Consider the following 14,307-nt stretch of genomic DNA (forward strand, 5'->3'; position numbering starts at 1 on the left):
CGCACTCAGACGTGGTCGGCGCACACTCCGCTGTGGTCGCAGAACGGCGTGTTCCCGGTCCGCCCGCAGCCGCACAGCATCACCCGGGTCTCCTGCCGGGGGCCCTCCGGGGTGGCCACTTCCAGGTCTCCTCGCACATGGAGCACCCCGTCGCTGTGCAGGGAGACATGCGTCGGCACGTCGGGGACCTCGTCCGGCAGCCCGTCGGTGCGGTGGTACTGCAGGGCTCCGCTGGGGCAGCGGTGGATGACATCCGCCACCTCGTCGGCCGGGGTGCCTTCGGGCATGATCCACGGCTTGCGCCCGACCTGGAAGACATCGGGCAGCCCACGCACACATTCGGCGGCGTGCAGACAGCGGTGAGCGTCGTAGCTCACGGTGATGCCTTCACCGTCGTACGACCTGGCCGCAGGATACGGAGGCGGTTCGCTGGTCACCGCTGACCTTCCGTCGCGGGCATCGGAATGTATACGCACCCCTCAAGGGTCACCCCGGAGCATGTGCGCCGCTACTCGAGCAATGCCGACATCCCGCCGCTTCGGCGGACACAAGTGAGGATCATGTGGGCGCGCCGTGTTGCACATGTGAGCCCACTTTCTCTTCATTTTTGCAATGTGGCTAATATCCATGTGTCCATGTTCTCAACGCAATTGACCAGTCACCGGCTGGCATCACCGTCAAGGAGCATCCCCTGCGCACGCGCGCGTCACGGCGGACCGACTCGACCCCAATGTCGTTGCGGACAGCCCTACTTGTACTGGCCATCGTCCCCGGTGTCGCACTGGCAGCCCTCTGGGCAGTCACCAGTGGCCAGACACTGCTCGACTTTCAACGCCAGGCAGCCCAGGGACTGCTGGCCGAGCAAGCGGGCCAACCGTCCAACATCGTGTACTACAACCTGCAGGAGGAGCGTCGGCTCAGCGCAGAGGCGCTGGCCCGCCCCGGTGCCTCCGCCACAGCGCTGAAGCAGCAGCGCAAGCTCACGGACGACGCGATCAAGACCTTCCAGTCCCTTTCGGACGTGAACGCCGACGACGCCCCGGCCGAGGTGCGGGACGCGGTCGGCAGGGCCCGCGAGGCGATCACCCAGCTGCCCGCCCAGCGCTCCCTGGTCGATGAGGGCGACGACGAGCAGCAGAAGATCGTCTACGCGTACTACACCGACCTGATCGCCGTTGACCTCAAACTGTTCTCGGCGCTCAGCCACGTGGACAACGGCAAGGTGACCACGCTGTCCCAGACGCTCGTGGACCTCTTCTGGACCAAGGAGATGATCTCCCGTTCGGACGCGATCCTGGCCCGTGGCTGGCCCACCGGCAAGCTGAGCGGCGAAGACGTCCAGCTGGTCCGGGAGGCCGTCTCCGCCCAGTCCTTCCAGGCCGGCAACAAGGTGCTCCCCTACCTGCCCGAGGACGAACGGGCACAGTGGCAGGAGATCACCGGCGGATCCGCCTGGGCGGCCAAGACGGAGGTCGAGGAGTCGGTCCTGCGCCCGGCATCGCCGGACAGGACCGGATTCGTCGCGATGAAGGCCGAGCAGAAGACCTGGCGCCAGGCGATGGACGACCTCACGCCGCAGCTGAGGGATCTGATGGAGCAACGCACCGCGGTGGTCGTCGAGAACGGCAAGGACAGCGTCCTGTCCCTGCTGCTCAAGATGGTGCTCACCACGGTGATCGGCCTGCTCGCCGTGGTCGCGGTCATCCTGACCACCTGGCGCCTCACCCGTAACCTCCGTCGGCGCATCGGCGGCCTCCAGGAGCGGGCCGAGGAACTGGAGCGGGCGCTGCCCGATGTCGTCGAACGGCTGGGCCAGGGCGAGAAGATCGATGTCGAGGCCGAGGCCCGCGCGATCGAGACGCAGGCCGAGGGCGGCGACGAACTGACCCGGCTCGGCAGCGCACTCAACCAGGCCCGCACCAGCGCCCTGCAGGCCGCAGTCAGACAGGCCGACCAGCACCGCGGCTTCGAGCGGCTGCTGCAGCGCATCGCCCGCCGTACGCAGCAGCTGATCGGCCAGCAGCTGAAGAAGCTGGACGAGCTGGAGCGCAAGCACGAGGACCCCGAGGTGCTCAACGGCCTCTTCGACCTGGACCACCTCACCGCTCGTCTGCGCCGGTACGAGGAGAATCTGGTGATCCTCGCCGGCGGTTCGCCGCACCGGCGCTGGCGCAAGCCCGTACCGCTGCTGGACGTCATGCGATCCGCGCAGGGCGAGGTACAGGACTACCGCCGTGTGGTGCTGGACATCGACGGCACCCCGTGGCTGGCCGAGCGGGCCGTCGGCCCGGTCTCCCATGTGCTGGCGGAGCTGATCGAGAACGCGCTGAGCTTCTCCCGGCCGCCGAGTCCGGTCGAGGTCCGCGCGGCAGCGGTGAGCCGCGGTCTGGCCATCGAGGTCGAGGACCGCGGACTGGGCATGGACGAGGAGCAGCTGGCCGAGGCGAACGAGCTGATGAGCCGTCCACCCCGGATGGACGTGCTGGCGCACGCCGACGACATCCGGCTGGGTCTCTATGTGATCGCGCGCCTCGCCGACCAGCACGGGCTGAGGGTCGAGTTCCGGCCGTCCGCCTTCGGTGGTACCCGCGTGGTCGTCCTGGTGCCCGACGAGCTGACGGTCCCCGAGCCGGGCTCGCGCCCGGTGGGTGTGCCATCGGCTGCCGCGCCCGACGCAGCCCCCTCCCCGGTCGCCGCGGCGGTTCCGGGAGCACTGCCGACCCGGGTACAGGGGCAGGCGATGGCCGGGGTCACGGCGCTGGCCGACCGAGCGGGCCGGACCGGCCGCACGGCCCGGCAGGAAGAGGCCGAGCAGCCGGAACCGTACGGAGCGGGCGACCGGCCGGAAGGCCCGTACCCGCCGCAGGAACAGCCGTACGTGGGCTCCGAGGACCCGTACCCGGCGGCCGGACAGCCCTTCCCGCCGTCCGAGCAGCCCTACGACGCACCCGCCGGGAGCCCGTACGCCGGGACCGGCACCCCGTACGACACCGGCGACACCCTCTACGCCGGCGCGGACCAGCCGTACACCACCGGCGACACCGCATACAGCGACCCCGGCCGGCCGTACACCGCGGCCGACCAGCCGAACGCGGCGGCCGACCCGTACGCCGAGGCCGACCGGCCCTGCACCACGGCCGACGGCCCGTACACCCGCGTCGACGCCCCGTACGCCGCTCAGGAGCAGCCGTACATGACCGCCGCGGGCCAGTACCCCGTGCCCGGTCACTCCAGCCCCACCTACCCGGTCGCCGAGGACGCGTACTCGACACCCGAGCTGGCGCCGTACCCGCAGCCCTACCCTGCGCTGCCCGCCGCACCCCTGGCGCCCGGCGCACCGGAGCACCCCGTCCAGCCGCAGCAGCAGGACGCCACCGCCGGTCCGGCCGAGCGGCCGGCGCTCACCGGGGCGAGCGGGGAACCCCCGCTCCCGCGCCGGGTCCGCCAGGCCAGCCTGGTGGACGAGCTCCGCGTCGGCCCCGGTGCCCGGACCGCCGCACCCAAGCCCCCGCGCTGGGACGAGAACCCGTTGCTGCGACCGGTCCCCCGTAGGGCCGGGGCCGCCATCGGGGCCTTCCAGCGGAGGTCACGCGCAGCACGCGCGGCCGAAGAGCCGCCGAGGCAGCCCGGCCCTCCCGCATCCATCCTCCCCACGAGAGAAGACCGGTCATGACACGCACAACGGCCACCCTCCAGGATCTGGACTGGCTGCTCGACGGTTTGGTGGACTCGGTGGCCGAGACACGGAACGCCGTGCTGCTGTCCGACGACGGGCTGGTGGTGAGCCATTCACGCAGCATCGACCGAGCCGACGCCGAGCGGCTCGCCGCCATCTGCACCGGCCAGCAGAGCCTCGCCCGGGGCGTCGGCCAGCTGTTCGACGGCGGCACCGTGCATCAGGTGATCGTCGAACTCGCGGACCTCTGGCTCTTCATCATCACCGCGGGCCAGGGGACCCACCTCGCCGTCGTCGCCTCCCAGGAGGTCGACGCCGAGGTGATGTCACTGGCGATGCACAACCTCGTCCAGCAGGTCGGCCAGAAGCTCACCGCGCCGGTGCGCGGCGACTTCGACGCCTTCGGTACCGGGGACGGGCAGCGGGCGTGACCCCCAACTGGGACGAGGAGGAGTCCGAGGAGGACGGAGCGGGCACGATGGTGCGCCCGTACACCATCACCCGGGGCCGAACCGCTCCCGAGCGGGACGACTTCAGCCTCATCACGGTGCTCAGAACCGCCGACGAACCGGTGGACGAGCACGGTGCGCCCCTGCGACCGGGCAGGCTCCAGCCCGAACACCGCATGATCCTTGACCGCTGCCGCCGGCCGGCCGCGGTCGCCGAGGTCTCCGCGGACCTCGATCTGCCGGTCTCGGTCACCAAGATCCTGCTGGCCGACCTGGTCACCCAGGGCCTGCTGCTCGCCCGCGCCCCGCTGATGGTGGCGCGGGCGTCCGGCGGGGCAGACATGGGCCTGCTGGCCGCCGTACGTGACGGACTCCGGAGACTCTGACCCAAGATGACAACCAGTCAGACGGCGCCTTCCGCCGTCAAGATCCTCATAGCCGGTGGTTTCGGCGTAGGCAAGACCACTCTGGTGGGTGCCGTCAGTGAGGTCGCACCGCTGCGCACGGAGGAGTACCTCACCAAGGCGAGCGTCGGCGTGGACGACCTGGCCGGTGTCGGCCAGAAGGACACCACCACGGTGGCCCTGGACTTCGGCCGCATCACGGTCAGCCAGGAGCTCGTGGTCTATCTGTTCGGCACACCCGGTCAGGAACGTTTCTGGTTCATGTGGAACGACCTGGTCAACGGTGCGCTCGGCGGAGTCGTGATCGCCGACACCCGCCGGCTCGAGACCAGTTTCGCCTCGATCGACTTCTTCGAGAGCCGGGACATCCCGTTCGTGGTCGCGATCAACTGCTTCCACGGGCACAACACCCGCACCACGGGGGAGATCCGGGCCGCCCTCGACCTGGATCCGCATGTCCCGCTGCTGATCGGCGACGTCCGTGAACGGCCGTTCGGCCGCGATGTGCTGCTCGCGCTGGTCGACCACCTGATGAGCCTGCCCTCAGCGGTCGGCTGATCCCTCCCCCTTTCCCCTCTGTCTTCATTCTTCTCGCTCTGGAGAGACCCTGAGATGGCAACACCCCTGCGTGTACTGATACATGGCGGCGGCATCGGCGGGCTGACGCTCGCGGTCGCGCTCGCCCGGCGCGGTCACACGGTCGAGGTCGCCGAGCTCCGCGACGAACTGGACGCACTGGGCGTCGGCATCATCCAGCCGTCCAACGCCCTTCACGTCATGCGTGAGATTGGCGTGCTCGACGCCTGCATCGCGGCCGGCTTCGAGTGGGAGGTGCTGACCATCTGCGACCCGGCCGGCGCCACGCTCGCCAAGATCCCGCAGCCCCGGATGGGCGACTCCCCGTCCAACAACGGCATCCCGCGCCCCGCTCTGGCCAGGGTGCTCGGCGATGCAGCCGCGGCTGCCGGGGTCGCGATCCGCTTCGGTACGACGATCGGCGAGCTGGCCGACGACGGTTCCGGCGTCGAGGTGACCCTGTCCGACGGCTCGACGGGCCGCTGGGACCTCGTCGTCGGCTTCGACGGCATCGGCTCGCCGCTGCGGACCCGGCTGTACGGCGACCGCTTCGCGCCCGAGTACACCGGCTTCGCCAACTGGCGGGTCACCGTGCCGCGTCAGCCCGAGGTCCAGGGCGTCGTGATGAGCACGGGCAACGAGGCCGCGAAGGCTCTGCTCACTCCGATCACGGACGAACTCATGTATCTGGGCGCGGTGTTCGCCGAGGCCGCTGACTTCCGGCCGGATCCCGCGCGTGCCCACGAGCAGCTCGCGGAGCGGCTGGCCGCGTTCTCCGGGCCGGTCGCCGAGGCGCTCACACATGTCACGGACCCGGACGCCGTCGTGTATTCGCGGATCTCGCAGGTCACGGTGGAGGAGCCCTGGCACGTCGGCCGGGTCGTCATCGCCGGTGACGCCGCGCATGCGAGCACCCCGCATCTCGCGCAGGGTGCGGCCATGGCGGTGGAGGACGCACTGGTGCTGGCCGAGTCGCTGGACGTCGAGGACGACGTGTCCGCGGCGCTCGCGGCCTGGGAGGCCCGCCGCCGCCCGCGCGCCATGTTCGTGCAGAACCTGTCGCGCGCGATTCTGAAGCAGGAGACGGGCAGCGCGACGACCCCCGAGGAGGACGAGCTCCTCAAGGTCGGCATCCCGGGCGCCGCACACGTACTGGTCAAGCCGTACTGAGCCACCGCACGACGCAGCTGGGGCAGCCGGTCCGTCCGGCTGTCCCAGCTCCGTTTCCCGGTGCCGTCTCAGTCCAGCACCGCGATGCCGTCCAGCTCGACCAGTGCCTGTTCGTCCCAGAGCCTGGCCGCTCCGATGACAGCCATGGCCGGGTACTCGCGCCCTGCCAGCCTGCGCCAGATCCTGCCCAGTTCGGGGGCGTGGGAGCGGTAGTCGGCGACATCGGTGGCGTACACGGTGACCCGGGCCAGGGCGGCCGGGGAGCCGCCCGCCGCGCGCAGAGCGGTGAGCAGATTACTGAGCGCCGTCTCGAACTGCTCGGGCAGGGTGGATCCGACGACCTTTCCGTCGCCGTCCAGGGCGGTCTGGCCGGCCAGGAAGACGAGCCGGCCGCCGGTGACCGCGACGGCATGCGAGAAACCGGTGGCCGGGGCGAGCTCGGTGGGGTTGATCCGGGTGATCGGGTTCATGCGGGCGTCTCCTGTGTCGCGTACAGCTCCTTGGCGATGATGGTGCGCTGCACCTCGGTGGCACCCTCGTAGATGCGGGGCGCGCGGACCTCCCGGTAGAGATGCTCGAGCAGATGGCCGCGGCGCAGGGCGCGTGCGCCGTGCAACTGGACGGCCGCGTCGACGACGAACTGCGCGGTCTCGGTGGCGTACAGCTTCGCCATGGCGGCCCGCCCGGGAACTCCGGGCTCACCCGCGTCGTACGCCGCGGCGGCCGCGTACACCAGGAGCCGGGCGGCCTCGGTGCGGGTGGCCATGTCGGCGACCTGGTGTGAGACCGCCTGGAGTTCCTTGAGCGGGCCGCCGAACGCGGTGCGGTGCGCCGTGTGCTCCAGGGTGGCGTCCAACGCGGCGCGCGCCATGCCGACGGCGAACGCGCCGACGCTCGGCCTGAAGAGGTTCAGGGTGTTCATGGCGACCCGGAAGCCCCGGTCGGGTTCCCCGAGCACATCGTCGGCGGTGACGGGTACGCCGTCGAAGTCCAGGGTGCCGATGGGGTGCGGGGAGAGCATGTCCAGGGCCGTTCCGGTGAGGCCGGGGCGGTCGGCGGGGAGGAGGAACGCGGTGACGCCGCGGGCGCCGGCGCCCTCGGTCGTCCGGGCGAAGACGGTGTAGAAGTCGGCCTCCGGGGCGTTGGAGATCCAGCACTTCTCCCCGGTCAGCCGCCAGCCGTCCGGGGTACGCCGGGCATCGAGGGCGAGAGCGGCCGCGTCGGACCCGGCGCCCGGCTCGCTGAGTGCGAAGGCGGCGACGGCGCGGCCCGCACTCACCTCCGGGAGCCAGCGCTCACGCTGGGCCCGGGTGCCCGCCTGGGCGATGGGACATGTGCCGAGGCCCTGCAGGGCGAGCGCGGTCTCCGCCTCGGTACAGCCGCGGGCCAGGGATTCGCGCAGCAGGCAGAGGTCCAGCGCGCCGGATCCGAGCATCCGGCCGAGGAGCCCCAGCTCGCCGAGTGCAGCGACCAGCGGGCGGTTGACGCGGCCGGGGGCGCCCTTCACCGCCAGCGGGCGCAGCTGTTCCCCCGCGAGGGTGTACAGCTCGTCGCACCAGGCGGTTTGACCGGGATCGAGGGAGAATGCCGTCATACCGGCGCCTCTCTTGTCACGACTCATCGCGGACCTATCGCGGACTGTTGACTGCCGTCACTCAAACGATACGCTCCAAGGGCGACAAGGGGGCGATGCTTCATGAAGCCGTCAGGTACCGCGAGCGCGCACGCCGATACGTTCGCGCGCGACCATCTCCCGCCCGCCGGACAGTGGCCCGAGCTGGTCTTCGACCTTCCCGAGCTGCACTATCCGGACCGGCTGAACTGCGGGTACGAGCTGCTCGACCGGACCGCGGAGCGCTTCGGGGACGACCGTCCCGCCTTCCGCAGCCCCGGGGGCGGCGTCTGGAGCTACGGCGAGCTGCGGGACCGGGTGGACCGGATCGCCCATGTACTGACCGACGACTTGGGCGTCGTCCCCGGCAACCGGGTGCTGCTGCGCGGCCCGACCACCCCGTGGCTCGCCGCCTGCTGGCTCGCCGTGATGAAGGCGGGCGCGGTCGCCGTGACCGTACTGGCCCAGCAACGGCCCAAGGAGCTCGCCACGGTCTGCTCGCTCGCCAGGGTCGGTCACGCCCTGTGCGACATCAGGTCGGTCGACGATCTGGTGAAGGCGCAGGTGCCGGGGCTGCGGATCACGGCGTACGGCGGAGAGTCCCCCGACGACCTGACGGAGCTCGCGGCGGCCCGGCCGGGGCCCTACCCGGCGGTGGACACCGCCGCCGACGACGTCGCGCTCATCGCGTTCACCTCGGGGACCACCGGACGGCCCAAGGGCTGTATGCACGTTCACCGCGATGTGCTGGCCATCGCCGACACCTTCGCCCACCACATCCTGCGGCCCGGCCCGGACGACGTGTTCACGGGCAGCCCCCCGCTCGGATTCACCTTCGGGCTCGGTGGTCTGGTGATCTTTCCGCTCCGGGCGGGGGCCTCGTCCCTGCTGCTGGAGCAGGCCGGCCCCAAACAGCTCCTGCCCGCGCTGGCCGCCCACCGGGTCTCGGTCCTGTTCACCGCACCGACCGCCTACCGCGTGATGCTCGACGAGCTCGACGGCCACGACCTCTCCGCACTGCGGCGCTGCGTCTCGGCCGGGGAGAACCTGCCCGCAGCCACCTGGCGGTCCTGGCACGAACGGACGGGTCTGCGCATCATCAACGGCATCGGGGCCACCGAGCTGCTGCACATCTTCATCTCCGCGGCCGACGACGCGATCCGCCCCGGCACCACGGGCACACCCGTGCCGGGCTGGCAGGCACGGGTGGTCGACGGCGACGGCGAGGAACTGCCCGACGGCGAACCCGGCCTGCTGGCGGTGCGCGGACCGGTCGGCTGCCGCTACCTCGCCGACGAGCGCCAGAGCCAGTACGTACGCCACGGCTGGAACATCACCGGCGACACCTACGTCCGCGAGCCGGACGGCTACTTCCGCTACGTCGCCCGCGCCGACGACATGATCATCTCCTCCGGCTACAACATCGCGGGCCCCGAGGTCGAGGAAGCCCTCCTGCGCCACCCCGACGTCGTGGAGGCCGCCGTGGTGGGCCGTGCGGACGAACTGCGCGGTCAGATCGTGGCGGCCTACGTGGTGCTCCGCGAGGGTGCCGAGCAGTCCGCCGACTCCCTGCGGGCCTACATGAAGTCGGAGCTGGCGCCGCACAAATGCCCCCGGGTCATCGAGTTCCTGCCCTCCCTCCCGCGTACCGCGACCGGCAAACTCCAGCGCTTCCTTCTGCGCACCTCCCCGGACCCGCACGGCCACATCGCTCTAGAGTGATCTCGTGGCCGAGCACACTCCCCGTTCCCTGATCGTCACCCTCTACGGCGCCTACGGTCGCTCTCCCGGCAACGCCCCGCTGGCGGTGTCCGAGCTGATCCGGCTGCTGCACGCCGTCGGCGTCGACGCCCCGTCCGTACGCTCCTCCGTCTCCCGGCTCAAGCGCCGCGAGCTGCTCGTCCCCGCCCGTACGGCGGACGGGGCGGCCGGGTACGCCCTGTCGCCCGATGCCCGTCAGCTGCTGGACGACGGCGACCGGCGGATCTACCGGCATCCGGCGCCCGGGCTCCAGGAGGGCTGGGTGCTCGCCGTCTTCTCCGTACCGGAGGCCGAACGCCACAAGCGGCACCTGCTGCGCTCCCGCCTCGGCCACCTCGGCTTCGGCTCTGCCGCCCCGGGGGTGTGGATCGCGCCCGCCGGACTGTACGAGGAGACGCGGCACACCCTGGAGCGGCTGGAACTCGCCCCTTACGTGGAGCTGTTCCGCGGCGAACACCTCGGTTTCGCCGCGACGAAGGAGTCGGTGGCGCGCTGGTGGGACCTGGACGCCGTCGCCCGGCTCCATCTGGACTTCCTGGAGCAGCAGGAACCCGTGCTGCAGGGCTGGGAGGCACGGTCCGGCGGGAGCGCGCCGGATCCGGAGGATGCCTACAGGGACTATCTCCTCGCCCTGGATTCCTGGCGGCGGCTGCCGTACGCGGATCCCGGACTGCCCGAGGAACTGCTGCCCAAGGACTGGCCCGGCGGCCGCTCGGCCGAGGTGTTCGGGCGCCTGCACACACAACTGCGGGACGCCGGATCGCAGTTCGTGGGGGCAGAACCCGCGACCGGATGAAATCCGGGTGCCCCAAAGGCTGCTGACCCGGCAGGATGAGGCATGACCTGGACCTTCACTGATGACGTCGGTACGACGGACGGGGACCCACCGGCGCCGCCGGAGCAGGCCTGGCTGGTCGCCGCGAATGTGGTGCGATGGCGGCGGTACGGGGACGGTGGGCAGGAGCTGCGGCCGGGCACCAAGTCCTACCGGGGCGGCTCGAAGGTGCATGTGATCGCGACCTACCCGGGGATGGGCCACGAGCAGCTGACCACGATCGGACGCGGGCGCCACACGGGCACGTACATCACCATCGACATGGCGACGCGCAACCTGCACACCTTCCGCGCCGTACCGGTCCACAGCCCGACCGTGCTGCGGCTCTGCGACGAGGCCGGCGCGGGCGGCTGCTGGAAGAGCCGGGAGGACGCCGCGGAGCTGGCCGCCCTGCTCGAACGGCTCGCGGCCGAGTACCGCACCACCTCGTGGGGCGGCGGACCTCATCCCCTGCCCTGCCGCTGCCACGAATGCCTGACGCTCAGCCCAGGGTGAGCCGGGGCCGGGGTGCGTCGGTGCGGCCCGTCGGCGGGGTGCGGCTGCCCGCACGGTACGGAAGGGGCCAGGGCGCGCCCGGTCCGCCGTACCCCTGCTCGGCCGCCGCGTGCAGGGTCCAGTGCGGGTCGTACAGATGCGGGCGGGCCAGGGCACAGAGGTCGGCGCGGCCGGCGAGGAGCAGCGAATTGACGTCGTCCCAGGAGGAGATGGCGCCGACCGCGATGACGGGGACGTCCAAGGAGTTGCGGATCCTGTCGGCGTACGGGGTCTGGTAGGAGCGGCCGTACTCGGGGCGTTCACCGGGGACGACCTGGCCGGTGGAGACGTCGATGGCGTCCGCGCCGTGAGCCGCGAAGGCGCGGGCGATCCCGAGGGCGTCCTCGGCGCTCGTGCCGCCCTCCGCCCAGTCGGTGGCGGAGATCCGGACGGTCATGGGCCGGTCCTCGGGCCACACTTCGCGGACCGCGTCGAAGACCTCCAGGGGGAAGCGGAGGCGGTTCTCCAGCGGCCCCCCGTAGGCGTCGGTGCGCCGGTTGGTGAGGGGGGAGAGGAAGCCGGAGAGCAGATAGCCGTGCGCGCAGTGCAGTTCGAGGAGGTCGAATCCGCAGCGGACGGCCCGCCGGGCCGCGTCGGTGAACTGGGTACGGACCGTGTCGAGCCCGGCCCGGTCCAGGGCGCGCGGGATCTGGCCGACTCCCGGTGCGTACGGGATCGGGGAGGCGGCGCTCACCGGCCAGCCTCCCTCGTCCAGCGGCTGGTCGATGCCGTCCCACATCAGTTTCGTGGAGCCCTTGCGGCCGGAGTGCCCGAGCTGGACGCCTATCGCGGCGCCGGGGGCGGCGTCGTGGACGAAACGGGTGATCCTGCTCCAGGCAGCGGCCTGTTCATCGGTCCACAGGCCGGTGCAGCCGGGGGTGATGCGGCCTTCGGGACTCACGCACACCATCTCGGTCATGGTGAGCCCGGCGCCGCCGAGTGCGCGGGCGCCCAGGTGGACGAGGTGGAAGTCTCCGGGCAAGCCGTCCACGGCGACGTACATGTCCATGGGTGAGACGACGACGCGGTTACGGAGTTCGAGGCCGCGCAGCCGTAGCGGGGTGAACATCGGCGGGGTGCCGGACGGGCAGCCGAACTCCTCCTCGACGGCTCCGGTGAAGTCGGAGTCGCGCAGCCGCAGGTTGCCGTGGGTCACGCGACGGCTGCGGGTGAGGAGGTTGAAGGCGAACCGCCGGGGCGGCTGGTCCACGTACAGCGGGAGTTCCTCGAACCAGCGCAGGCTGGCCGCCGCAGCGCGCTGGGTGGACAGGACGACCGGGCGGCGCTCGGCCTCGTACGCGGCGAGGGCAGTGGGCAGGTCGGGCTGTTCCTCGATGCAGGCGGCCAGCGCGAGGGCGTCCTCGACGGCGAGTTTGGTGCCGGAGCCGATGGAGAAGTGCGCGGTGTGCGCGGCGTCGCCGATGAGGACCGTGTTTCCGTGGGCCCAGCGGGTGTTGGTGACGGTGGCGAAGGTGAGCCAGGAGGAGTTGTTGGAGCGCAGCGGCCGGCCGCCGAGGGCTTCGGCGAAGACCTTGGCGCAGCGTTCGGTCGACTCGGCGGCGTCGCAGGTGTCGAGGCCGGCGGCCCGCCAGACCTCTTCGCGCATCTCGACGATGACGGTGGAGGCGCCGGAATCGTTCGGCGGCCCCAAGGGCCTCGTCGAGGGGTGGTGGTCGGGCGTCGGACGGGAGAAGGGGTAGGCATGCAGCTGCATCACGCCGTACTCGGTCTCGGCGATCTCGAAGCGGAAGGCGTCGAACGCGAAGTCGGCGGCGAGCCAGATGTACCGGTTGCGGTGGGTGGAGATCCGCGGGCCGAAGTGGCCGGCGTGGGCCTCGCGGGTGGCGCTGTGCACGCCGTCGGCGGCGATGACGAGGTCGTGGCGGGCAGCGAGCTCGGCGGCGGGCGGGGCCTCGGTCCCGAAGCGGAGGCGTACGCCCAGGGACGCGCAGCGCGCATGCAGGATCTGCAGGAGCCGGCGGCGGCCCAGCGCGGCGAAACCGTGGCCGCCCGAGGTCTGGGTGGCGCCCCGGTGGACGATGTCGATGGTGTCCCAGCGGACGAACTCGTCCCGCAGCGCCCGGTACACGACGGGGTCGGCGTGCTCGATGCCGCCGAGCGTCTCGTCGGAGAGGACCACACCGAAGCCGAATGTGTCGTCGGGTGCGTTGCGCTCCCAGACGGTGATTTCGCGCCGGGGGTCGAGCCGCTTGAGGAGGACCGCGGCGTAGAGCCCGCCGGGTCCGCCGCCGATGACCGCGATCCGTCCCGTGCCCGACGTGCCATGAGTGCCCGGAACACCCGGAGCGGAGGAGGGCATCGCGCTACCGGCCCTGCCACTTCGGCGGCCGCTTCTCCGTGAAGGCGGCATGGAACTCGGCGTAGTCGTCGCCGTTCATGAGGAGGGCCTGGGTGGCGGCGTCCAGTTCGACGGAGGCGGCGAGCGGCATGTCGAGCTCGGCGGTGAGCAGTGCTTTGGTCTGGGCGAGGGCGAGTGCGGGGCCGTCCGCGAGCCGGCGGGCGAGCTCCGCGGCCCGTTCGTCGGCCCTGCCCTCCTCGGCCATCTCACTGATCATTCCGATGCGCTCGGCCTCGGGTGCGCGGACGGGTTCACCGAGCATCAGGAGCCGGGTGGCGTGGCCGAGGCCGACGACGCGCGGAAGGAGGTAGGCGGCCCCCATGTCGCCGCCGGAGAGACCCACCTTGGTGAAAAGGAAAGCGAAGCGGGCGGAGGGATCGGCGACGCGGAAGTCGGCGGCGAGGGCGAGAACCGCCCCGGCCCCGGCGGCGACCCCGTGCACGGCGGCGATGACGGGGAAGGGGCACTCCCGCAGGGCCCGTACGACCTGCCCGGTCATCCGGTTGAAGTCGAGGAGCTGCGCGGTGTCCATGGCGAGCGTGGCACCGATGATCTCGTCGACATCGCCGCCGGAGCAGAATCCGCGTCCCTCGCCTGCGAGCACGAGCGCGCGCACGGAGCGTTCGCGAGAGAGCTCGGCAAGGAGGTCGCGCAGGTCGGCATAGGCGCCGAAGGTGAGTGCGTTGAGCTTCTCCGGCCGGGCCAGGGTGACGGTCGCCACCCCGTCCTGCCTCGTCAGCCGCAGGTGCTGCCATCGCTCCGTATGCGGGACGGAACCGGTGAACGGGCTCATGGAGGGGGTCCCCTTCAGCCGTCGGGCTGCTGTGATCCGCTTCGAAGTTATCACTCATACATGACTTCCGTCATGAGTACGCGATAAGCGATCCGTCGGACCGATGTGGCGAAGGTCCCTTTTGTGCCGGTCGACCGC

General features: G+C 71.3%; 13 protein-coding genes. 8 read left to right on the top strand and 5 right to left on the bottom strand.

Annotated features, from left to right (window positions below):
- Window positions 1-5 precede the first annotated feature (5 nt).
- Entirely contained in the window at window positions 6-437 is a 432-nt protein-coding gene (locus ACFWBQ_RS08475) for a (4Fe-4S)-binding protein (protein ID WP_385485479.1), read from the bottom strand.
- A gap of 293 nt (window positions 438-730) precedes the next feature.
- On the opposite strand from ACFWBQ_RS08475, the gene ACFWBQ_RS08480 reads away from it, so the two are divergent.
- Genes ACFWBQ_RS08480 through ACFWBQ_RS08500 form a run of 5 tightly spaced genes read left to right on the top strand, consistent with a single transcriptional unit; the run spans window position 731 to window position 6,275 of the window.
- The gene (locus ACFWBQ_RS08480; RefSeq protein ID WP_385485481.1) at window positions 731-3,673 is read left to right on the top strand and encodes a nitrate- and nitrite sensing domain-containing protein; all 2,943 of its coding nucleotides are present in this window, start codon (window positions 731-733) and stop codon (window positions 3,671-3,673) included.
- The gene (locus tag ACFWBQ_RS08485) at window positions 3,670-4,107 is read left to right on the top strand and encodes a roadblock/LC7 domain-containing protein (RefSeq protein ID WP_385485483.1); all 438 of its coding nucleotides are present in this window, start codon (window positions 3,670-3,672) and stop codon (window positions 4,105-4,107) included. Before ACFWBQ_RS08480 ends, ACFWBQ_RS08485 begins: the two co-directional genes overlap by 4 nt.
- Window positions 4,104-4,511, top strand: coding sequence for a DUF742 domain-containing protein (locus tag ACFWBQ_RS08490; RefSeq protein WP_385485485.1), 408 nt, complete (start codon window positions 4,104-4,106; stop codon window positions 4,509-4,511). The genes ACFWBQ_RS08485 and ACFWBQ_RS08490 overlap by 4 nt, the downstream gene beginning before the upstream one ends.
- A gap of 6 nt (window positions 4,512-4,517) precedes the next feature.
- Window positions 4,518-5,087 carry an ATP/GTP-binding protein gene (locus ACFWBQ_RS08495; protein ID WP_385485487.1) on the top strand — a complete coding sequence of 190 codons (570 nt, stop codon included), beginning with the start codon at window positions 4,518-4,520 and terminating at the stop codon, window positions 5,085-5,087.
- Between the two features lie 54 nt (window positions 5,088-5,141).
- Window positions 5,142-6,275, top strand: a complete 1,134-nt coding sequence (locus tag ACFWBQ_RS08500; RefSeq protein WP_385485489.1) for an FAD-dependent monooxygenase — start codon at window positions 5,142-5,144, stop codon at window positions 6,273-6,275.
- A 68-nt stretch (window positions 6,276-6,343) separates the two neighbouring features.
- Here the strand turns inward: ACFWBQ_RS08500 and ACFWBQ_RS08505 are convergent, their stop codons facing one another.
- Both ACFWBQ_RS08505 and ACFWBQ_RS08510 read right to left on the bottom strand, forming a co-directional pair.
- Window positions 6,344-6,745 (bottom strand): RidA family protein, encoded by a 402-nt coding sequence (locus tag ACFWBQ_RS08505; protein ID WP_385485491.1) that lies wholly within the window; start codon window positions 6,743-6,745, stop codon window positions 6,344-6,346.
- Window positions 6,742-7,869, bottom strand: coding sequence for an acyl-CoA dehydrogenase family protein (locus ACFWBQ_RS08510; protein ID WP_385485493.1), 1,128 nt, complete (start codon window positions 7,867-7,869; stop codon window positions 6,742-6,744). Before ACFWBQ_RS08510 ends, ACFWBQ_RS08505 begins: the two co-directional genes overlap by 4 nt.
- Before the next feature lie 102 nt (window positions 7,870-7,971).
- On the opposite strand from ACFWBQ_RS08510, the gene ACFWBQ_RS08515 reads away from it, so the two are divergent.
- Genes ACFWBQ_RS08515 through ACFWBQ_RS08525 form a run of 3 tightly spaced genes read left to right on the top strand, consistent with a single transcriptional unit; the run spans window position 7,972 to window position 10,978 of the window.
- Complete coding sequence (locus ACFWBQ_RS08515) at window positions 7,972-9,609, top strand: AMP-binding protein (protein ID WP_385485495.1); 1,638 nt, start codon at window positions 7,972-7,974, stop codon at window positions 9,607-9,609.
- Window positions 9,610-9,613: 4 nt separating this feature from the next.
- On the top strand, window positions 9,614-10,444 hold the full coding sequence (locus ACFWBQ_RS08520; protein WP_385485497.1) for a PaaX family transcriptional regulator C-terminal domain-containing protein: 831 nt from the start codon (window positions 9,614-9,616) through the stop codon (window positions 10,442-10,444).
- Window positions 10,445-10,486: 42 nt separating this feature from the next.
- Window positions 10,487-10,978: a hypothetical protein gene (locus tag ACFWBQ_RS08525; RefSeq protein WP_385485499.1), complete on the top strand. Its 492-nt coding sequence runs from the start codon at window positions 10,487-10,489 to the stop codon at window positions 10,976-10,978.
- On the opposite strand, the gene ACFWBQ_RS08530 is transcribed toward ACFWBQ_RS08525, so the two are convergent.
- Together ACFWBQ_RS08530 and ACFWBQ_RS08535 are read right to left on the bottom strand one after the other, a co-directional pair.
- Entirely contained in the window at window positions 10,965-13,337 is a 2,373-nt protein-coding gene (locus ACFWBQ_RS08530) for a bifunctional salicylyl-CoA 5-hydroxylase/oxidoreductase (protein ID WP_385485501.1), read from the bottom strand. The two genes, ACFWBQ_RS08525 and ACFWBQ_RS08530, sit on opposite strands and share 14 nt — an antisense overlap.
- Window positions 13,338-13,341: 4 nt before the next feature.
- A complete protein-coding gene (locus ACFWBQ_RS08535) occupies window positions 13,342-14,169 on the bottom strand; it encodes an enoyl-CoA hydratase family protein (protein ID WP_385485503.1) in 828 nt (275 codons plus the stop codon).
- Window positions 14,170-14,307 lie beyond the last annotated feature (138 nt).

This window comes from Streptomyces sp. NPDC060035 (assembly GCF_042736635.1).
Taxonomy (GTDB): Bacteria; Actinomycetota; Actinomycetes; order Streptomycetales; family Streptomycetaceae; genus Streptomyces.